This window comes from Sutcliffiella sp. FSL R7-0096 (assembly GCF_038595065.1).
In the GTDB taxonomy this organism is placed as follows: domain Bacteria; phylum Bacillota; class Bacilli; order Bacillales; family Bacillaceae_I; genus Sutcliffiella_A.
The window spans coordinates 3,451,237-3,471,298 of sequence record NZ_CP152003.1; the positions used below are offsets into that span (position 1 = coordinate 3,451,237).

Annotated in this window: 19 protein-coding genes, 1 tRNA gene and 1 riboswitch; of the genes, 1 reads left to right on the plus strand and 19 read right to left on the minus strand. The window is 42.4% G+C overall.

The annotated features are described in order from the left end of the window. Window positions 1-147: 147 nt before the first annotated feature. From MKY77_RS17685 to MKY77_RS17745, 13 genes are all read right to left on the minus strand, one after another. On the minus strand, window positions 148-1,161 hold the full coding sequence (locus MKY77_RS17685) for a tetratricopeptide repeat protein (protein ID WP_339147091.1): 1,014 nt from the start codon (window positions 1,159-1,161) through the stop codon (window positions 148-150). A 190-nt stretch (window positions 1,162-1,351) separates the two neighbouring features. Then, window positions 1,352-1,428, minus strand: a tRNA-Arg gene (locus tag MKY77_RS17690). A gap of 164 nt (window positions 1,429-1,592) precedes the next feature. Beyond that, complete coding sequence (locus MKY77_RS17695) at window positions 1,593-2,096, minus strand: metallophosphoesterase (protein WP_339147092.1); 504 nt, start codon at window positions 2,094-2,096, stop codon at window positions 1,593-1,595. Window positions 2,097-2,106: 10 nt separating this feature from the next. Beyond that, on the minus strand, window positions 2,107-2,709 hold the full coding sequence (locus MKY77_RS17700) for an XTP/dITP diphosphatase (protein ID WP_339147093.1): 603 nt from the start codon (window positions 2,707-2,709) through the stop codon (window positions 2,107-2,109). Then, window positions 2,706-3,473 (minus strand): ribonuclease PH, encoded by a 768-nt coding sequence (gene rph, locus MKY77_RS17705; RefSeq protein ID WP_339147094.1) that lies wholly within the window; start codon window positions 3,471-3,473, stop codon window positions 2,706-2,708. Before rph ends, MKY77_RS17700 begins: the two co-directional genes overlap by 4 nt. 483 nt (window positions 3,474-3,956) lie before the next feature. Next, window positions 3,957-5,039: a GerMN domain-containing protein gene (locus tag MKY77_RS17710; protein WP_339147095.1), complete on the minus strand. Its 1,083-nt coding sequence runs from the start codon at window positions 5,037-5,039 to the stop codon at window positions 3,957-3,959. A gap of 372 nt (window positions 5,040-5,411) precedes the next feature. Continuing rightward, a complete protein-coding gene (racE, locus tag MKY77_RS17715; RefSeq protein WP_339147096.1) occupies window positions 5,412-6,221 on the minus strand; it encodes a glutamate racemase in 810 nt (269 codons plus the stop codon). A 9-nt stretch (window positions 6,222-6,230) separates the two neighbouring features. Continuing rightward, complete coding sequence (locus MKY77_RS17720) at window positions 6,231-6,686, minus strand: MarR family transcriptional regulator (protein ID WP_237663594.1); 456 nt, start codon at window positions 6,684-6,686, stop codon at window positions 6,231-6,233. 404 nt (window positions 6,687-7,090) lie between these two features. Next, on the minus strand, window positions 7,091-7,315 hold the full coding sequence (gene gerE, locus MKY77_RS17725) for a spore germination transcription factor GerE (RefSeq protein ID WP_047972062.1): 225 nt from the start codon (window positions 7,313-7,315) through the stop codon (window positions 7,091-7,093). A 116-nt stretch (window positions 7,316-7,431) separates the two neighbouring features. Then, a complete protein-coding gene (locus MKY77_RS17730) occupies window positions 7,432-7,896 on the minus strand; it encodes a thioesterase family protein (RefSeq protein WP_339147097.1) in 465 nt (154 codons plus the stop codon). Between the two features lie 257 nt (window positions 7,897-8,153). Beyond that, window positions 8,154-8,921, minus strand: coding sequence for a succinate dehydrogenase iron-sulfur subunit (gene sdhB, locus MKY77_RS17735; protein ID WP_237663591.1), 768 nt, complete (start codon window positions 8,919-8,921; stop codon window positions 8,154-8,156). Beyond that, window positions 8,918-10,678 (minus strand): succinate dehydrogenase flavoprotein subunit, encoded by a 1,761-nt coding sequence (gene sdhA, locus MKY77_RS17740; RefSeq protein WP_339147098.1) that lies wholly within the window; start codon window positions 10,676-10,678, stop codon window positions 8,918-8,920. Before sdhA ends, sdhB begins: the two co-directional genes overlap by 4 nt. Window positions 10,679-10,706: 28 nt before the next feature. Next, a complete protein-coding gene (locus MKY77_RS17745; protein WP_223490495.1) occupies window positions 10,707-11,315 on the minus strand; it encodes a succinate dehydrogenase cytochrome b558 subunit in 609 nt (202 codons plus the stop codon). 353 nt (window positions 11,316-11,668) lie between these two features. Here MKY77_RS17745 and MKY77_RS17750 point away from each other — a divergent pair, with 353 nt between their 5' ends. After that, window positions 11,669-12,100: a YslB family protein gene (locus MKY77_RS17750; RefSeq protein ID WP_339147099.1), complete on the plus strand. Its 432-nt coding sequence runs from the start codon at window positions 11,669-11,671 to the stop codon at window positions 12,098-12,100. A 515-nt stretch (window positions 12,101-12,615) separates the two neighbouring features. Here MKY77_RS17750 and MKY77_RS17755 read toward each other — a convergent pair. The 6 genes from MKY77_RS17755 to MKY77_RS17780 all read right to left on the minus strand — a co-directional run bounded on the left by MKY77_RS17755 (window position 12,616) and on the right by MKY77_RS17780 (window position 20,061). Continuing rightward, a complete protein-coding gene (locus tag MKY77_RS17755; RefSeq protein ID WP_339147100.1) occupies window positions 12,616-13,857 on the minus strand; it encodes an aspartate kinase in 1,242 nt (413 codons plus the stop codon). Between the two features lie 314 nt (window positions 13,858-14,171). Beyond that, window positions 14,172-14,358: riboswitch (Lysine riboswitch) on the minus strand. A gap of 70 nt (window positions 14,359-14,428) precedes the next feature. After that, window positions 14,429-16,201: an excinuclease ABC subunit UvrC gene (uvrC, locus tag MKY77_RS17760; protein ID WP_339147101.1), complete on the minus strand. Its 1,773-nt coding sequence runs from the start codon at window positions 16,199-16,201 to the stop codon at window positions 14,429-14,431. Window positions 16,202-16,566: 365 nt separating this feature from the next. Then, window positions 16,567-16,881: a thioredoxin gene (gene trxA / locus MKY77_RS17765; RefSeq protein WP_339147102.1), complete on the minus strand. Its 315-nt coding sequence runs from the start codon at window positions 16,879-16,881 to the stop codon at window positions 16,567-16,569. Between the two features lie 394 nt (window positions 16,882-17,275). Continuing rightward, complete coding sequence (locus MKY77_RS17770; protein WP_339147103.1) at window positions 17,276-18,253, minus strand: electron transfer flavoprotein subunit alpha/FixB family protein; 978 nt, start codon at window positions 18,251-18,253, stop codon at window positions 17,276-17,278. A 196-nt stretch (window positions 18,254-18,449) separates the two neighbouring features. Beyond that, the gene (locus MKY77_RS17775) at window positions 18,450-19,223 is read right to left on the minus strand and encodes an electron transfer flavoprotein subunit beta/FixA family protein (protein WP_339147104.1); all 774 of its coding nucleotides are present in this window, start codon (window positions 19,221-19,223) and stop codon (window positions 18,450-18,452) included. Window positions 19,224-19,287: 64 nt separating this feature from the next. Then, a complete protein-coding gene (locus MKY77_RS17780) occupies window positions 19,288-20,061 on the minus strand; it encodes an enoyl-CoA hydratase (RefSeq protein WP_339147105.1) in 774 nt (257 codons plus the stop codon). Window position 20,062: the final 1 nt, after the last annotated feature.

Here is a 20,062-nt window from a genome sequence, read left to right on the forward strand (position 1 = left end):
CATGGTGGTTGTTGTTTTCTACAATTTGCTGCAAGTACACAGTCTTAAACACCCCTTAAACAAGAGGTAATCTAAGAACCTATATCGTATATACAGTTTACAACCCTTACATTATAACATAATCCACGACGAGTTCAACACATAGCCTTATAATCGCAAATATGAAAAATCTTCAAGCTTATTGATCTCCCGTACTGCCGATTTCATTTCTAATGCAGACACATCATATTCCCCTGCCAGTTCCTCATCTGCCACACCTAAACTAAATAGTTCCACACCCGCACAATGCAGCCCAGCCGCCCATACTTCTGGTTTATCGGGAGTGAAAGGGAAAGGAAATTGAACAGTATGAATACGTACCAGCATTTCTTTTAACCCTTCAAAAAGTGTTGGATTATCACTTTCCACTTTGTCTTCCAGTATGGTGATGATCTTGTTTAAGAAAGGATCATTTTCACCGCTCATCAAATCTGTTGGAACGATGGTGATCCGTTGACCCATCTTATGCACTTCTGTTTCCTTGTCCCAGCCTTGTTCTATAAGAATATGAAGCAAGAACGTTTTCAGGACCGGATGCTTTAGTTCATCTACTAAATATTTTTGAATATCAGGGATGAGTGGACGAATATTACGGTGCTTAAACATCTGGATCAACTCATATTGTTTTTGAACTGTCCCTTCATGTAACAAAAAAACCTCATCTTCTTGGTCGTTTGCTTGACCATAGTCTGGCTCAACCTGATCCGTTTCTTCGGAAGGGAGCATTTTTCTGGCAAATTCCAAGAGCTGATAAAAATTTTGTGCATACTGAGCGGGCAATTTATCTTCTTCGAGGATTGCTTCTATTGTCAATTTGACTTCTGCATACTCTTTTAATTGAATCAGTATGGTTATGTAAATTTGAAGCACATGAAAATAATCACCGATATCCTCACGCAACATTTTCTTGCAACGATTCTTTGCCTCTGTCAGTTGACCGAGTTCCATAAAGCAAACAACCATCCCAAGTTCAACTTCCGCATAGGCATAATCATTTTCTCGAGCCTGTTCAAAAAGCTCCAATGCCTCCGAGAACTTTTTCTCTTTCATGGTTTGCATCGCTTTTTCCAACAGCCTCTGTTTAAGATTCGGAAACTCAACTATCTTTTTTGGTTTTTTCATATGTATGTAGCCGTCCTATTTTTATTGTGGAAATATTTGAAACAAGTTTATCAGTGTTTTAAGGGGAGCACAAGTGATAGGGGGGATGGTTATGTTTTAATCGAAAAAGCAAAAACACCATGCAATCATTTTTATCAGCACTCTTTTTAAGAGTATTCATAAAAATGCACATGGTGTTCTTTAGGTAAAATGGCGTCCCAGGAGGGATTCGAACCCCCGACACACGGCTTAGAAGGCCGTTGCTCTATCCAACTGAGCTACTGGGACAATATAAAAGACTTGCAATGTATTCCCCGATAAGAAATATTTACTAATTATCATCAGCGACAAGATTTATTATATGAGATACATAAATTAAAGTCAACACTTTTTGAAAACTTTCCTCGAATAATTTTAATTCAATTAAAGAGAGAGGGTTAACCTCTCCCTTGTCACTTATCAAATGTATGGGAAGAAAGTTTTTCTCCCTTTTCATTATAGTAATGTACAAAATAAGTGGAGTCTTTTGTATCTAGTATAGCATAGGTCTTGTTGCGTGTCATACGGGGAAGTTCTATGCTGCCCGGATTTATAAATAGGATTCCATCCAGAAACTCGACACCTGCGATATGCGAATGTCCGAAGCAAACAATATTCGCTTCCTCTTCTTCTGCGGCATATTTTAATGGCAGCAAAGAAGATTTCACTTGATAAAGATGTCCATGTGTAGCAAAAAGTCGGTTGTTGGAAAATTCCTTGGTTAATTGTTGAGGATAATCATCATCATAATCGCAGTTTCCTCTTACACCATAAAAGCCTTTCATTTCTTCACATGCCGATGGGAGTTCAGAATCACCACAATGGATGAAAAGGTCCACTTCCCCTTGATGACGGGCCTTTATTTGCCGAAGTACCTCTGCTTGTCCATGATTGTCACTAACAATTAAAACTTTCATGCTTCCACTCCTAGTTTTTGCGGGAGAGCATCTCCCACTGATTGGTCAATTGACTGATGGCATTTCCCCTGTGACTGATTTCACTTTTTTCTTCTTTGGAAAGTTGGGCCATCGTCCTCTGTTTCTCTTCCACATAAAAAATCGGATCATAGCCAAAACCGTTATCCCCTACAGGTTCAAAAGCGATGGTACCTTCACACGTGCCACGAACGGTAAACTTTTCCCCATCAGGATCGACTACTGCCAATACACATACAAATCGAGCCGTACGCTTCTTTTCAGGTACTCCTTCCATTCTTTTGAGCACCTTTAGGATGTTTTTTCTATCATCTTTATCCATACCCGCATAGCGAGCGGAATACACACCAGGCTCTCCATTTAGTGCATCCACCTCAAGGCCGGAATCATCTGCAAGCACTATTTTTCCTAGGTGTGCCGATACCGCCTCCGCTTTTAGTAAAGCATTTGCTTCAAAGGTAGTTCCCGTTTCCTCCACGTCTGGGACGTGAGGGAAGTCAGCAAGGGATTTAACCATAAATCCCTTGGGTTCCAAGATCACTTTAAAATCTTTTACTTTCCCAGGATTATTGGTTGCAATGATAATCTCAGTCATCTTGATTTTCTCCTTTTTCCTTTTTCACTGATACTCTCAGCCAAGGCTCCTAATGCCTTTTTTTGTTCCTCCACCAGATGGAGGACCCCTTCTTCTGCCAGATCCAACAATTCATTCAGTTGTTTTCTTGAAAATGTTGCTTCTTCTCCAGTTCCCTGCAATTCCACAAGTTCCAAGGAACCCGTCATGATGACGTTCATATCCACTTGGGCAGTGGAGTCTTCTATGTAATTCAAATCAAGCAGCGGCTCCCCGTCTTCCATTACTCCAACTGAAGTAGCCGCCAAAAAGTCTGTCACTGGTATATCAGCTATCTTTTTTGCTTCCACTAGTTTCTGAAAGGCTAGCACCATCGCCACAAACGCACCTGTGATGGATGCCGTTCTTGTTCCACCATCAGCTTGGATGACATCACAGTCGATCCAAATCGTCTTTTCACCTATTTTCTCCAATTCCACAACCGACCGTAGCGCACGACCGATCAGACGTTGGATTTCCATTGTTCTGCCGGTGACCTTGCCTTTTGTGGACTCCCGCATGGTTCTTTTCTCTGTTGCCCTTGGAAGCATGGAATATTCCGCTGTAATCCATCCTTTTCCTCCACCGCGCATAAAAGGTGGCACCCTGTCTTCTATCGTTGCTGAACAAATTACTTTTGTATTTCCTACACAAATTAAAACCGATCCTTCTGGATGGGTGATGTAATCGGTGATAACTTCAACTGTTCTAATTTGATTTTGTTCTCTTCCATCTGATCTGGACATTCTAACAAACTCCTTTTGTCGCCATTATATAAAAAGGCTGTTTTCGTATACTTTGTTGCTTTTCGTATATTCAAATCATCCGTTATATTACTTACTGTCGTGCTCTTTTCCACTATAGGATTTAAATTACTACTTGCATATTTACAGATACGTAAGCAATAAATAGTCCTACTGCCGACTTTTTATTAGTGAATAGCAACAATCTTTTAGAAAAGTGCCTATAAAAAAGAAGGCTCTATTATCCTCGCTGTTGATTTCCGTACCGGGCTTCGCTTTCCACGGGGCGGTGCTTGAGCCTCCTCACAACGCTTCAGGGATCTCAAGTCTACCGCTTCCACCCTCAGGAGTCTACACCCTATACTACAATCAACAGCTATAAAACAAGCTAAATTCAACAATAACTTCTATTACAGAATAAAAAGAAAGAAGAGGCAGTGTCTCACCTCTTCTCGGTTCTATTATTAGTATATCAAATTTTACACTTTAAAACCTGCCCGTGTTCACTTTTTCAGGACGTGTCACAGGTTCAGAGATGTTCGTGCCATCTGTCGCCATAAGATCGCCTTCCCCGTCCACCGTGATGGCAATGCTCTCCACACCTGTCTGCTCGGTCAAAGTGAGTACCAAGGAATCTACAATTGACTTGGACACTATACGCCCCTCAAGACCTAAGATCGCTTCATTAAAATTCAGTACTAGATTTCCATCTTCCATTACCGGATCATCCAAGAGGGCAATTTCATTGCTCAAGTCATTCGTTAAGCCCGAATTATGCGCTGGTCCTTTGATAAGGGCCTCCACAATCGCAGCATACTTATCTTTACCATCTAAGCTCAGTCTCGCTGTGACCGGAACATAATATGGGTCTCCTTCATTGCTTTCCGCCATAAAGTATAGCGTCACGGCGCGGGAACTCATTAGATCGACGGCTTCGGCCGTATCATAGTTAATCCCATTGGCTCTGCTTACACCTTCCCCAATAGGGGTTTTGTTGACAGGCATCACTGTTTGCAGATGTCCATTCACCATTATTTGGACCTTATCCACATTTTCGAATTGTGTGAGCGTCCATGTGATTGCTTGAAGAATTTTCTCTTCATCTGCAGCATCATAACTCATGAATTCGTTGTTGAAATCAGCAACGATGGTGCCGTCTTCCTTAAGGTTCACGTCCACTTCCGTTCCAGCAGGTAAAACGGCACGGAACCCATTCGGCAGCATGGCATCCACCGGTCCACCGGCAACTAAGTATTCCAATGCCTGTTTCGCCACTTCGTTTGTTTTTGGCAACTCCATCGTCTGCGAAACAACATATCCATTGCTATCAATTAAGTATAATTCTCTTTGGACATTTTCGGATGCAGCCTCTTCCCCATCCGTTTCTTCCCCGGTTACATCATTTTCTGTACCATTTTCGTTTGCTACATCATCTACATATGAAACATCCTGCGGAATATCCTGTTCGGAGCCTGCTTGCTCGTCACCTCCAAATAATCCACATCCAGATAAAAGCACAGAAGAAGCAAGCACGGCAGCAGCGGTCATTTTCACTTTTTTATGAGACATAGGTTTCCCTCCTAAGACGGTTTGTACTAATATATATACGAGCTTTCCAAAAAATAGACCGAGCTCTGTAAAAAGTTTTGTCCCATTTGTAAATTGCTTTATTTTTTTGTTCCGAATGGCTCTTTGCTCAAAGATTGTTGCTATATCCTTATAAAAAGTCTGCAATTGGACTTTTTACTGCTTTCATACTCTAAAAGGTGCAAGCAGTTTCTTAAGAACGGCAGGGAAAGGAGCACGACAGTAAGGAAAATAACGGTTATTGTATCCATACGAAAAAGCAACAAGTTTACGAAAAGAGCCTTCTGAATAAATCACAAAAAAGCCACTCTATCCAAATTGGATAGGGTGGCCTCTCATATACTTTGTAGATTGTTAGATCCCAATCGGATCCAGTACAATCGTTTGTACATTTTCAATCGGCTGCTCGAACAGTTTGCTTGCTATTTTCTCAAACATTTCCTTTGAGCCGGTTGTGTAGAATTGGTGCTGTTCTTTTAATTGGCTTTTGTTTAAAAGCTTTTTGAAATTGAGGATCGTACTGACTTCACGGGCCGTTTCATCACCCGAACATATCAGCTGGATATCCTCCCCCATCACTTCCTGGATTGTAGAACGCAATAAAGGATAATGGGTACATCCAAGTATCAATGTATCGATCTTTGAGCCCTTGAAAAGGTGTAGGGTATCCTGAACAATCCCTCTAGCCCGCTCGCCTTCGAAATCCCCGCTTTCGACTAACGGCACGAAGTTCGGGCAAGCCAAGCTTTCCACATGCACTTCATTGTTGATAGATCTAAGGGCATCGGCATAGGCACCACTGTTAATCGTCCCGACAGTACCGATGACACCTACCTGATAATTTGAAGTGACCTTCAGCGCCGTTCTGGCACCAGGATCCACAACTCCTATAACAGGAATGTCCAATTGTTCCCTTATCTCATCCAATATAACAGCTGTGGCGGTGTTACAAGCGATAACGAGCATCTTGATATCATGGGTCAACAGGTACCTGGTCATTTCCCATGTGTAAAGCCTTACCTCGTCAACAGGCCTTGGCCCATAGGGACAACGAGCCGTATCCCCCAGATAAATGATGCGCTCTTTTGGCAACTGACGCATGATTTCTTTCGCAACCGTCAGGCCTCCTACTCCAGAATCAATAACTCCAATTGGTCTTTGCAACTAAATCCCTCATTCTTTCATTTCTAGATGTAAACGTGCTAAACACTTTTCTAACATGAAAATCTCATCTTTGGAATAGTTCTTTAGTATGTTTTGCAAGTAGTCCTGACGTTTTTTTACCACTTCTGCAATGATGCGCTCTCCTTCTTCTAACAGATGGATTCGCACTACACGACGGTCGTTCGGATCTTTTACACGCTGGACAAGTTCATTCTTTTCCATACGGTCTACAAGATCTGTAGTCGTACTGCATGCCAAATACATTTTCGTGGACAATTCACCAATCGTCATATCCCCACCTTCAAGCAACCATTGCAACGCAACGAATTGAGGAGGTGTGATCGTGTAATTGCTCAGAATTTCGCGACCTTTTTGCTTTACTAATGTCGCTATGTATCTTAATGATTTTTCTATATCAGCCACTAATTGTTGGTCCTGTAATACTGCTTCATTCTGATTCGTCATTCTCGACCCTCTTTCTTCCCTTTTTCTTTTTATCTCAGCTCTTCTCAAGAATTGTTGCTATCCCACGTAAAATGTCAGTAATGGAATTTTTTACCGTAAATCTACTCTAATTTACACATGCAACTATTCTCATTCTTAACAAGAAAAGAGCACGACAGTAAGGAGTAAAACGAGTTACTTATAAATACGAAAAGCAACAAAGTTACGAAAACAGCCTTATCTGAACATAAGATGTCATGTATTCATTGTGTCTAGTATGTTTATTTTCTTATGTTTTCATATAAAAAGCAAGATGTAAAGGCTTATAAACATATTTACCCACATTGAAATACTTGGTTTAATCAAGAATAAATAACCGACTACCATTCATAACAGGTTTGTTAGAAGATAGTCGGCAGGTTAAGTTAAAGCTCTAATTCTCCCATGCGAAGAAGCTCGACAACTGCTTGGGAACGCCCCTTTACTCCCAGCTTTTGCATAGCATTTGAAATGTGGTTCCGAACTGTCTTTTCACTGATAAACAACTCACCAGCAATCTCTTTGGTTGTCTTATCCTGAACTAACAGCTCAAATACTTCTCTTTCTCTTTTGGTAAGCAATGGCTTTGGTTGAAACTCTTTCTCCTTCAATAATTGTAACCCTCCTTGCCTTAGCCAGAGCTGAACTAGCGGATGGGTGTATATTTAGTCATGGTATAATATGTTAGAAGGAGGGCGGGAGTTACATGTATTTAGACGTATTTTCATTATTTTTTCAAAGTTTCTATAGAAAGAAAGAGATTTTTCTGCTCCTCAGTCCATGCTTCCCCTTTTCCAGTGTGTTTATTGAGCTGGACCATGCGTCCTCTTCCTACAAAACATGGCTCTCCATTACTCTTTCTACCAAGATAATGCAGATCGACAGAAGAGGTTCCTACTTGATTCGCTTTTACACATACCTCTAATTCCTCACCAAAATAAACCTGCTTTAGAAAATCACATTGTAAATCCGCTACGACTGGAATGGTATTGCTTCCTTCCTGTGTCCAGTCTTGCATAAAACCCAGACTCTTAAAAAATTCAATTCTAGCTTCTTCAAAATAAACAAACGGAACTGTATTGTTCATATGCCCGAACATATCCGTCTCGGAAAATCTCACTTTGACTCCGTGACTGAATGAGAACTCATTCATCCATTGTTGAAGATCTTCTATATAAGCTGGTTTTTTCATCTATATTCCTCCCTATTTTAAAAAATATTGATGTTGGCTTTAACTCCCTGTTTCCTTTCGTTTTAGGTGTTCGCTTTCCCCGAGAGGAAGGGACAGGAGACCCCTCAGGCTTGCCGAGGAGGCTCCCGGACCGCCCGCAGAAAAACGAAGCGCCTGGAACGGAAATTAACCGTCGTTTAAATCATTCTGAATTTTCTAACATGCGCATTTGTAAAAAACGCCCCTTTTTAGTAAAGAGGCGTTCTGTTGGTTGTTTATTACCCTTGGTCGGAACCAAAGAAGTTTCTGAACATCTGAACCGTCGTGTCGCGGTTAAGCGCAGCGATGGATGTTGTCAAAGGAATACCTTTCGGGCAAGACTGCACACAGTTCTGTGAGTTACCACAGTTTGCAAGGCCTCCGTCACCCATGATTGCTTCCAGACGCTCGGATTTGTTCATTTCCCCAGTTGGATGGGCGTTGAATAAACGCACTTGGGATAACGGTGCAGGACCGATGAACTCAGATTTGCTATTAACATTAGGACAAGCTTCCAAACATACTCCACATGTCATACATTTGGAGAGTTCATATGCCCATTGACGTTTTTTCTCCGGCATACGAGGACCAGGTCCAAGATCGTAGGTACCATCGATTGGAATCCATGCTTTAACCTTTTTCAAGGAATCGAACATGCGACTTCTATCCACTTGAAGGTCACGAACCACAGGGAATGTGCTCATCGGCTCAAGTACGATCGGTTGCTCCAATTGGTCTACAAGCGCCGTACAGGATTGTCTCGGCTTGCCGTTGATCACCATGGAACACGCTCCACACACTTCCTCCAAACAGTTCATATCCCAGTTTACAGGAGTCGTCTCTTTCCCTTCATTGTTAACAGGGTTACGACGAACTTCCATAAGTGCAGAGATTACGTTCATGTTCGGGCGGTATGGTAATTCAAACGTTTCATAATAAGGGGTTCCCTCGGGACCATCTTGACGCTTCACTTTAAACGTTACAGTTTTTGTTTGTTCAGCCATCATTCTTTACCCCCTTTTTTCTTAGAGTAGTCACGCTTACGCGGCGGAATCAAGCTTACATCTACCTCTTCATAATGGAACTCTGGGGCAGATTTAGGACCTGTGAATTTCGCCATTGTTGTTTTTAAGAACTCCTCATCGTTACGCTCTGGGAAGTCCGGTTTATAATGAGCTCCACGGCTCTCATTACGATTGTATGCACCAATGGTGATAACACGTGCTAATTGAAGCATGTGCTGTAGCTGACGAGTGAACGCCGCTCCTTGGTTGCTCCATTTCGCTGTATCGTGGATGTTGATATTATCATAGCGCTCAAGAAGCTCTTGGATTTTCTCATCCGTTTGCTTCAGCTTGTCGTTGTAACGTACAACTGTTACGTTGTCTGTCATCCACTCCCCAAGCTCTTTATGAAGCACATAAGCATTCTCTGTACCATTCATTGTCATGATCTTGTTCCACTTTGCTTCTTCTTCTTTTACATAGCGATCGAAAAGGGAGGAAGAAAGGGAATCTGTGGATTTCTCCAATCCGTTCATGTATTCTACCGCTTTTGGACCAGCTACCATACCACCATAGATTGCAGAAAGTAAGGAGTTCGCTCCAAGACGGTTTGCACCATGCTGGGAATAATCACATTCACCTGCAGCAAATAGTCCAGGGATGTTTGTCATTTGGTCATAATCTACCCAGATTCCACCCATGGAATAGTGAACAGCAGGGAAAATTTTCATTGGTACTTTACGCGGATCGTCACCCATGAATTTTTCATAGATTTCAATGATACCGCCAAGTTTGATATCCAATTCTTTCGGATCCTTATGGGAAAGATCCAGGTATACCATGTTTTCACCGTTAACACCAAGCTTCTGGTTTACACACACATCGAAGATTTCACGTGTCGCGATGTCACGTGGCACAAGGTTACCGTAAGCAGGATATTTTTCCTCCAGGAAGTACCAAGGCTTACCATCTTTGTAAGTCCAAACACGTCCACCTTCTCCACGAGCCGACTCACTCATCAGACGAAGCTTGTCATCTCCAGGAATGGCTGTCGGATGAATCTGGATGAACTCACCGTTCGCATAATAAGCACCTTGCTGATACACGATGGAAGCAGCAGAACCTGTATTGATAACAGAGTTTGTGGATTTCCCGAAGATGATACCAGGTCCACCGGTTGCCATAATTACAGCATCTGCAGGGAATGATACGATCTCCATGCTTGTAAGGTTTTGTGCGACAACTCCGCGGCAAACGCCATCGTCATCGATAACAGAACCCAAGAACTCCCAGCCTTCATATTTTGTTACAAGACCGGATACTTCGTGTCGACGAACTTGCTCGTCCAACGCATATAACAGCTGCTGACCTGTTGTTGCACCAGCAAATGCTGTACGGTGATGCTGTGTCCCACCAAAGCGACGGAAGTCTAGTAATCCCTCAGGAGTACGGTTGAACATAACTCCCATACGGTCCAATAGATGGATGATTCCTGGTGCCGCTTCACACATCGCTTTTACAGGAGGCTGATTCGCTAGGAAATCTCCCCCGTATACGGAATCGTCAAAGTGTTCCCAAGGAGAATCCCCTTCTCCTTTAGTGTTAACTGCCCCGTTTATTCCACCCTGGGCACAAACTGAGTGAGAACGTTTAACTGGTACTAATGAAAATAGATCAACTGGCACACCGGCTTCAGCGACTTTGATGGTTGCCATCAACCCCGCAAGTCCACCGCCGACCACGATAACTTTTTTACTCATATGTAACTCACTCCTTAATAGTTGCTGATTAGACGAATGCTAGAATTGCACGGACACCTACGAAAGATAATGCAAAGAAAATCCCGATTGTTACGTAGGTTGCAATAAGTTGAGAACGAGGAGTTACAGTGATTCCCCAGCTAACACAGAAAGACCATAGGCCATTTGCAAAGTGGAAGATCGTTGCAATTACACCAACAATGTAGAACCAGAACATAAACGGGCTGGACAGGATGTCTGCCATCATGTTGTAGTTAACGTCCGCTCCAAGTGCTGCTGCGATTCTCGTTTCCCATACATGCCATACGATAAAAATTAATGTAACGATTCCTGTAAAGCGTTGAAGCATAAACATCCAGTTACGAACAAATCCATATTTGCTTACATTGTTTTTTGCTGTAAAAGCAATATATAAGCCATAGATAGCGTGGAATAGGATTGGAAGAAAGATTACAAAAATTTCTAGCGCATAACGAAACGGCAAGCTCTCCATAAAGTGTGCCGCTTTGTTAAAAGATTCTGGCCCTTTAGTCGCAAAATGGTTGATAACCAAATGCTGAACTAAGAAAAGACCAACAGGAATGACTCCTAGTAACGAGTGGAGTCTACGAAGTAAAAATTCACGTTCAGTTGCCATCACTTAACCCCCTTTTTCGAATAAGAAAATAGATTAGATGTTTTGTAAGTTCTGCTTTTCACTATCTATTATAGTAGAAAATCAAGGAACTCCCCATCTCATTTTTGAAACTTTCAATAAAATGAAAGCCTTTGCAGATTTATCGACAAATATGTGACATATTTATTTTACTCCCCTATATGTGTAGCGTCAAGAAAACGCGAACAAAAATTGAACTTTTAGAAAAACTCTATCCTCCACTGTAATTATCAGAAAAATAGAAAAATATTTTCGTAGAATAAAATACTCCATACGTTTCATTTATTTAAGGGCTTGGATGGTATATAATAAAGGTAGAGAAAGAGGGGAACTAAATGACAGAATCGAACAACCAACAACAAGTGGTCGACACACAAATCCAAGTCCCTATCTTCGGGTACGAATTGATCCGCGACATGCTCCTGCCTGACCTATTGGGAAAGGATCATATTCAGCTCATTTACTGGGCTGGAAAACAGCTTGCACGTAAGTTCACGATTGATACCCAAGAGGAAATTGTCCAGTTCTTTAAAGAGGCTGGGTGGGGCGAGCTTGAACTGATCGAACAGAGCAAATATGAAGTAAAATACCTCATACGCGGTGAGATGGTTGCGCGCCGCCTTGATTTGAACAAGGACGCTACCTTCCAACTTGAAGCAGGTTTCCTCGCTGAGCAGATCCAACGCCAAAAAGGGAAAACCGCAGAGGCGATTGAAGAACAAAAAAAACGAAAAGAGATTACGATTACAGTACAGTGGGATAGGTAATGGAGTTCGTTGCTGCCTCCAGGGTGGTTGGCGGACAGCCATGCATAGAGTGAACATGCAGTGGGTTCTGGGTGGATGGCTTTTGACTACCTTACGGGTGGCAACCTAATGATGTTAGATTTTCCGCTTACTAAATTTGAGATAGGTGATGGCCGATTGCCCTTTGTTGGGGTGGTCGGCTTTTTTTGGTGGAATTATTGTGGGGGAAGGGGGGACTCGGGAGGGGGATATTGCGGTTTTTTGTCGATCGGCTCGTATTTTTTGTTTAACTGCTCATATATTTGTGTAACAGCTCGTATTTTTGTTTAACGGCTCATATATTTGTGTAACAGCTCGTATTTTTGTTTAACGGCTCATATATTTGTTTAGCAGCTCGTATTTTCATTAACGGAAAGTATTTTGCTTGCTTTGGCTTGTAACGGTTGGTCATTGCACGCGCACACTCTCTACTTAAGCAAAAAAAGCGCCCTCTCAAGTAGGAAAAGGGCACTTTCGAAATAAAAACTAGTATTCTTTTAGCTTAATACTCTCTCAACAGACTCTTCTCCCAGCTTAAATGCCACGTGAAGCGCCTCTACCGCACGAACCATTTCAGCAACATCGACTACTGTAGAAACCTTGATTTCGGAAGTACTTACCATTTTCACATGGATGCCTTCTGTTGCAAGGACCTGGAACATTTCTGCTGCCACCCCTGGATTTGATACCATTCCGGAACCGACGATGGATACCTTCGCAAGTCCGCTCTCCTGCTCGATGGCTGTGAATCCTAAGCGGCTTTGGTGTTGCTCCAACACTTCAATTGTATCTTTCACGTCTACTGTTTTAACAGAGAACGAGATATTTGTAGTATCTTTATCCATGCTTGTTTGGATGATGATATCCACGTTCAAGCTATGTTGAGCTAAAGTCGTAAAAATGGTCGATAATGTATGTAGCTCATTAGGCAGGCTACAAACGGTAATGCGGGTGATTTGATCTTCAAATGCGATTCCTCTTACAACTAGATTTTTTTCCATGGATACTTCCTCCTCAATGATCGTTCCTTCTTCCTCTTCCATACTGGACCGCACAACCAGCTGCACTCCATAATTTTTAGCAAATTCAACCGCACGGGGGTGAAGAACCCCTGCACCTAGATTGGCCAGTTCGAGCATTTCATCATATGCGATGGCAGCAAGTTTTCTTGCTCCTTTTACAAACCGCGGGTCTGTGGTGAAGACACCAGTAACATCTGTATAAATGTCACACTTCTCTGCGTTTAGGGCCGCAGCCAATGCAACCGCAGTAGTGTCCGATCCACCGCGTCCAAGCGTTGTGATTTCATTTGTGGCCGTAATCCCTTGGAATCCTGCAACAATGACAATTTTCCCCGCATTTAAGTGACTTTTTAAAAGATCTGTTTCAATATGCGTAATCCTTGCGTTTCCATGGACCGGCTCTGTACGGATTCCCGCTTGCCAGCCTGTTAGGGAAACCGCTTCATGCCCTCTAACCTGCAAGGCCATGGCAAGTAAAGAGATGGTGATTTGCTCACCAGTTGTCAAAAGCATATCCATATCGCGCTTGCTAGGATGGGGGTTGATAGCATTCGCTAACGTCAACAGCTCATCTGTTGTTTTTCCCATAGCCGAAACCACTACTACTACTTTATGTCCGTTTTCCACTTCACTGATGACCCGACTTGCAACGTGCTGAATTCGTTCAACCGAGCCTACTGATGTTCCTCCGAATTTCTGTACAACAATCGTTGACATGTGCACCATTCCCTTTTCATTAGTTAGTTCTGTTAAACGCCGCTGTTGATTTCCAATCCGGGCTTCGCTTTCCCAAGGACGCCACTGGAGCCTCCTCGGCAAGCCTGCGGGTCTCCACCTAGCGCTATCTCCCTCATGAGTCTTCGCCCTGTGCTCCAATCAATAGCTAAGTTTTTACAGAATTTGTAATTTCATCATAATGTTAGATAGCTCTCAGTACGCATTTAGCCAAAGCAGCTTTTTGAGGATATAAAAAAACAGCAATGAGCTAATGTCTCATTGCTGTGATTGGTCAAATAAAGAATCCGTTCACGCGGTGAGATAGCTCTCCAGGCAGCACAAAGACAACCTGACAGTCCTACATTTCTTAAACGCAGAACCAGTAAAAAAAAGAAAAAGAGACTTTTTTTTACTTCGGCGATCCTCCCCTTTCCGTAATCATCCCGGAAGCTCTTTCTTCTCCGATTACATACTTTTGAAGTTCGCACCTCTATCATCACTTCATCGATTTGAAGTGGTACATTATGAAATTAATAGTGATTATAACAGACAATAGATTCCGTTACAACACCTATTCACGAAGTTTTTTAAAAATTTCTTCAGCTATCGGCTTCGGTATTTTCGCAGCCTGTATTTCTTCCACAGTGGCCTCTTTCATCTTTGCGACAGAACCGAAGTGTTTCATGAGGACCTTTTTCCTTGTAGCCCCAACCCCTGTAATTTCATCAAGTATGGATTGAAACACACTTTTACTTCTGATCTGCCGGTGGAAGGTAATGGCGAATCGATGGACTTCATCCTGAATACGTTGAAGAAGATAGAACTCCTGACTTGTTCTCTCGAGCGGAACAATCATTGCATCCTCCCCAGCGAGGAGGTTACTTGTTCTATGCTTGTCGTCTTTGGCAAGGCCGACAATCGGAATGAATAAATCCAGTTCATTTTCAAGGACATCCCTTACAGCACTCATATGACCTTTGGCACCATCAATTACAATCAGGTCCGGGAGTGGTAATGACTCTTTCAAAACTCGTGTATATCTTCTTCGCACTACCTCTCTCATGGATTCATAGTCATCAGGACCTTGGACACTTTTGGTCTTATACTTGCGATACTCTCTTTTCTCTGGCTTGCCATCAATAAAGACGACCATGGCTGAGACCGGATCAGTGCCTTGGATATTCGAGTTATCAAAGGCTTCAATACGGTGCGGTGTCATGATGCCAAGGATTTCGCCGAGGTTTTCGACCGCTTTGATGGTTCTGCCCTCATCCCGCTCAATTAAAGAGAATTTTTCTCCAAGTGCAACTTTTGCGTTCTTATTGGCGAGATCCACCAACTGCTTCTTTTTTCCCCGTTGCGGCTGAAGCACGTTTGTTTGTAAAAGCTCTTGCGCAACCGGCAGGTCTATTTGACTTGGAAGCATGACTTCTTTTGGTACAAAATGATTCTGCTTAGAGTAAAACTGACCCAGGAACGTGAGGAAATCTTCTTCCGGCTCATTGTAGATTGGAAACAAGGACACATCACGCTCGATCAATTTTCCCTGACGGATGAAAAAGACTTGTACGCACATCCACCCCTTGTCATAAGCGTATCCGAATACATCCCGGTCAACGAAGTCATTCATTTCCATTTTCTGCTTTTCCATTGTCGCTTCAATATTGATGATTTGATCTCGGAATTCCTGTGCCCGTTCAAATTCCAGGTTTTCTGAGGCTTTCATCATTTTTTCAGTAAGCTCGGTTTTGACTTCCTTATAGCCACCGTTCAAAAAGCGGACAATCCCATCGACCATTTGCTTGTTCGTCTCCTCGGATACATGTTCCACACAAGGGGCAAGACATTGTCCCATGTGATAGTAAAGACATACCCTGTCTGGAAGCGTCATGCACTTTCGGAGAGGATAGATCCGGTCAAGCAACTTTTTCGTTTCATTAGCAGCTTGAACATTCGGGTAAGGTCCAAAATACTTCCCTTTATCCTTTTGAACTTTTCTGGTGATCAAAAGACGCGGATGCTTTTCCGCAGTAATTTTAATAAAGGGGTAACGCTTGTCATCTTTTAGCATGACATTGTATTTAGGGTTGTGTTTTTTTATAAGATTAAGTTCAAGTATCAGTGCTTCAATATTGGATGAAGTCACAATATATTCAAAGTTGACAATTTCATTTACAAGTCGGAGCGTCTTACCATCATGGCTCCCAGTAAAATACGAGCGAACTCGATTTTTCAGGACCTTCGCCTTTCCGACATAGATAATCGTTCCTTGACGATCTTTCATCAGATAGCATCCTGGTTGGTCAGGCAAAATGGCGAGCTTTTCTTTTAATGATTCATTCAATGATTCTTCCTCCCAACCCAAGATTTTTCGTATATTTCTATTATACCTTGTTTCGTACGTACGTTCCATTTGAGAGCTTGGGGGATGTTTGTAGATTCGGAGTAGCAAGGGAAAACGAAGTGGAAGATTGATGTGGTGAATTACTGATATATCTTGAGAATTATTGATATATCCTGAAAATTACTGATATAACTTGAAAATTATTGATATATCTTCAGAATTATTGATATATCTTCAAAATTACTGATATTTTGTATTTTTTTTGATATATCCTAGATTTTATTGATATAAGTATTAGCCGAGTACTATTCAAACCTATAGCATGCAAAAAACCCGGTCAAAGGACCGGGCTTCCTCAAAGTGTATTAAGCGTGCTTGTTTAAAAGTTCAGCCAAAGCTTCTTTCGGTTGGTAACCTACTGCTTTGTCTACTACTTCACCGTTTTTGATAACAAGTAAAGTCGGGATGCTCATAACGCCGAATTTCCCGGCAGTTTCTTGGTTCTCATCAACATCCACTTTTACGATTTTAACTTTTTCGCCCATGTCTTGATCTAATTCTTCAAGAACTGGAGCAATCATTTTACAAGGTCCGCACCATGGTGCCCAGAAATCTGCAAGAACTAGACCTTCGCTAGTTTCTTGTGTAAAGTTTTGGTCAGTTGCATTTGTAATTGCCATAATAAATTCCTCCTAAGCCTTTTATCTCACAGTTAACAATATATGCTGTTAATGTGTGCTCTGACAGATGGAAAATCTTTCAGAGTATTACTATAGCTAAAGTATAGCATTTACCATATAGCGTTGCTAATTTTTTGCTTCGTTATAGGTTTACCCGTTTTCGGCCATTTTATTTCATGCTAGAATTCCTCAAACTCCGCTGGTGATTTCCGCACTGGGCTTCGCTTTCCTAGGGGCTGACGAGAGCCCTCCTCGCTTCGCTGTGGGGTCTCCACCTAGCGCTACCTCCCTCAGGAGTCTTCGCCCTATGCTCCAATCACCAGCTAGGTTATCCCTAATCCTTCACATCAAAACAGCCAAGCATCCAAGTGCCTGGCTGTTTCTCGATTTAATCTTAGTTCGTCACCAACAGCTTTTTGAATTCAGCTGTCAACATTGGTACTACTTCGAACAGGTCACCGACGATACCATAGTCAGCTACTTTGAAAATATTTGCTTCCGGATCTTTATTGATCGCAACGATCACCTTGGAGTTGGACATACCGGCAAGATGCTGGATGGCGCCGGAGATACCGCATGCAATGTAAAGATCAGGTGTCACCACTTTTCCTGTTTGACCGATTTGCAAGGAGTAATCACAATAGTCTGCGTCACACGCTCCACGGGAAGCACCTACTGCTGCTCCAAGTACGTCTGCCAATTCTTTTAATGGTTCGAAACCTTCTGTGGATTTCACTCCACGGCCACCAGCCACAACCACTTTCGCCTCGGAAAGGTCCACTCCTTCGGTTGCCTTGCGAACCACTTCTTTAATGATAGTGCGAAGGTCCTTCACATCTACATCTAGGGAAGATACGTCACCTGAACGTGCTTCATCTTTATCTAGGGATGCGATATTGTTCGGACGAATAGTCGCAAAAATAACACCGTCTGTTACGATTTTCTTTTCGAATGCTTTACCGGAGTAGATTGGTCTAGTGAATACTAGGTTTCCACCGACTTCTTCTACTTCTGTTGCATCAGAGATCAATCCGGAATTCAGTTTGGACGCCAGTTTAGGAGATAGATCTTTTCCTAATGCTGTATGACCAAAAATTATTCCTTCCGGTTTTTCTGAGTCGATAACCGCCATTAACGCTTGGGAGTATCCGTCAGATGTGTACGCTTTCAAATTTGCGTGTTCTACAGTTACGACGCGGTCTGCACCGTAAGAGATTAATTCTTGTGCAAGAGAACCTACGCTTTCCCCAACTAGTACAGTGACTACTTCGCCACCTTCTGCTACTGTTTTTCCTGCTGCAATTGCTTCAAATGATACATTACGCAATGCGGAATCACGCACTTCTGCTAATGTTAATACTTTTCTTGCCATGTTTGTCTCCTCCTGTCCATATATCTATCTATAAATATCTCGTAAACGACGCTTTTGATTTCCGTAGCTGGCTTCGCTTTCCGCGGGGCTCTTGTGGAGCCTCCTCAGGCCTCCTGCGGGGTCTCCTCTAAGCGCAACCTCCCGCCGAGTCTATGACATCTGCTTCAATCAAACGCCTAAATGTTTATAGGACGTATTAAATTACTTTCGCTTCGTTTCTTAATGCTGAAACTAGTTCTTTTACTTGTGCATCTAATTCACCTTGAAGCACGCGACCTGCTTCTTTTTTCGGTGGAAGGTAGATTTCCAAGGTTTTTGTTTTTGCTTCTACAACATCCTCATCAAGGTCTAGATCATCTAGTTCTAGTTCATCAAGAGGCTTTTTCTTTGCCTTCATGATCCCTGGAAGAGATGGATAACGTGGATCATTTAATCCTTGTTGTGCTGTTACAAGCAATGGAAGGGATGTTTCAATAACTTCAGAATCACCTTCAACATCGCGTACGATAGTAGCTTTTCCGCCCTCGATTTCTAGCTTCGTGATGGTTGTCACGTAAGGGATATCCAATAATTCCGCAACACGTGGTCCAACTTGTCCGGAACCACCGTCGATTGCTACGTTACCGCCGATAATCAAATCCGCATCTTTATCTTTTAAGAATTCTGCTAAGATTTTCGCTGTAGTGAATTGGTCTCCATTTTCTACATCGTCTTCTGTGTTGATCAAGACTGCTTTGTCGGCCCCCATCGCCAGCGCAGTGCGAAGTTCTTTTTCTGCTTCTTCAGATCCCACTGTCACGACTGTTACTTCTCCGCCATGAGCGTCTCTTACTTGAATTGCTTCCTCCACCGCATACTCGTCATACGGGTTGATAATGAATTCTGCACCATCTTCATTTATGCTGCCATTTGACACCGTCAGTCTTTCCTCTGTATCAAATGTTCTTTTTAATAAAACAAAAATATTCATCAAAGTACCTCCTGTTTAAACATTATTTTTATTAATAATTTTCAGATTTTATATTATAAAAAAATTACTTCCCTTTGAACTCGGGAGCTCTTTTTTCCATAAACGCGGTGATTCCTTCTTTACCATCTTCTGAAGTGAAGACCTTACCGAATAGTTGAGCTTCTTTCTCCACTCCTTGGTAAAATTCTTCATGTTTACCATAACGGGACAGCTCGATTACCGAAGCAACAGAGATAGGTCCTTTTTGTGCAATCTTCTTCGCCATCTTCAAAGCTTCATCCATCAAAACTTCTTCATCGACGGCTTTATTTGCAAGGCCCCATTGAACCGCTTCTTCCCCTGTTAAGGTATCGCTGGTGAACAGCATTTCAAAGGCTTTCGCAGAACCGACAAGTTTAGGTAAACGTTGTGTCCCAGCGAACCCTGGAATTAACCCTAACTGCAATTCAGGTAATCCAAGCTTAGCAGTTTTCGTTACCAACCGGATATGGCAGCCCATTGCAAGCTCCAGTCCTCCGCCCAATGCGGCACCATGGATGGCAGCAATGATCGGTTTAGGGAAATTCTCCATTCGTTCAAAAAGATCCTGGCCGAACTTTGCCAGCTGTGCAAATTCTTCCCCGGTTTCCACCGTGGTGAACTCTTTGATATCTGCTCCTGCTGAGAAGAATCTTCCTTCTCCGTGAAGCAATACCACCCTCACATCCTCTTGCTTCTCCAGGTCATCCATCAAGGATGAAAGCTCTTTCAAAACTACGGATGACAAAGCATTTGCCGGTGCTTTATTAATGGTGATGATAGCAATTCGGTCTTCTACTTTCATTTGCAAGAATTCCATA

Excerpts from the sequence above, each read along its gene's own strand:
- sdhB (WP_237663591.1), bottom strand. The coding sequence starts at position 8,921 with ATGATGGCTGAACAAACAAAAACTGTAACGTTTAAAGTGAAGCGTCAA.
- MKY77_RS17755 (WP_339147100.1), bottom strand. The coding sequence starts at position 13,857 with ATGTCAACGATTGTTGTACAGAAATTCGGAGGAACATCAGTAGGCTCG.
- trxA (WP_339147102.1), bottom strand. The coding sequence starts at position 16,881 with ATGGCAATTACAAATGCAACTGACCAAAACTTTACACAAGAAACTAGC.
- rph (WP_339147094.1), bottom strand. The coding sequence starts at position 3,473 with ATGTCCAGATCAGATGGAAGAGAACAAAATCAAATTAGAACAGTTGAA.
- MKY77_RS17730 (WP_339147097.1), bottom strand. The coding sequence starts at position 7,896 with ATGAAAAAACCAGCTTATATAGAAGATCTTCAACAATGGATGAATGAG.
- MKY77_RS17775 (WP_339147104.1), bottom strand. The coding sequence starts at position 19,223 with ATGAATATTTTTGTTTTATTAAAAAGAACATTTGATACAGAGGAAAGA.
- MKY77_RS17710 (WP_339147095.1), bottom strand. The coding sequence starts at position 5,039 with ATGTCTCATAAAAAAGTGAAAATGACCGCTGCTGCCGTGCTTGCTTCT.
- MKY77_RS17685 (WP_339147091.1), bottom strand. The coding sequence starts at position 1,161 with ATGAAAAAACCAAAAAAGATAGTTGAGTTTCCGAATCTTAAACAGAGG.
- MKY77_RS17700 (WP_339147093.1), bottom strand. The coding sequence starts at position 2,709 with ATGACTGAGATTATCATTGCAACCAATAATCCTGGGAAAGTAAAAGAT.
- sdhA (WP_339147098.1), bottom strand. The coding sequence starts at position 10,678 with ATGAGTAAAAAAGTTATCGTGGTCGGCGGTGGACTTGCGGGGTTGATG.
- MKY77_RS17695 (WP_339147092.1), bottom strand. The coding sequence starts at position 2,096 with ATGAAAGTTTTAATTGTTAGTGACAATCATGGACAAGCAGAGGTACTT.
- MKY77_RS17720 (WP_237663594.1), bottom strand. The coding sequence starts at position 6,686 with ATGACGAATCAGAATGAAGCAGTATTACAGGACCAACAATTAGTGGCT.
- MKY77_RS17745 (WP_223490495.1), bottom strand. The coding sequence starts at position 11,315 with ATGGCAACTGAACGTGAATTTTTACTTCGTAGACTCCACTCGTTACTA.
- MKY77_RS17780 (WP_339147105.1), bottom strand. The coding sequence starts at position 20,061 with ATGGAATTCTTGCAAATGAAAGTAGAAGACCGAATTGCTATCATCACC.
- MKY77_RS17770 (WP_339147103.1), bottom strand. The coding sequence starts at position 18,253 with ATGGCAAGAAAAGTATTAACATTAGCAGAAGTGCGTGATTCCGCATTG.
- MKY77_RS17750 (WP_339147099.1), top strand. The coding sequence starts at position 11,669 with ATGACAGAATCGAACAACCAACAACAAGTGGTCGACACACAAATCCAA.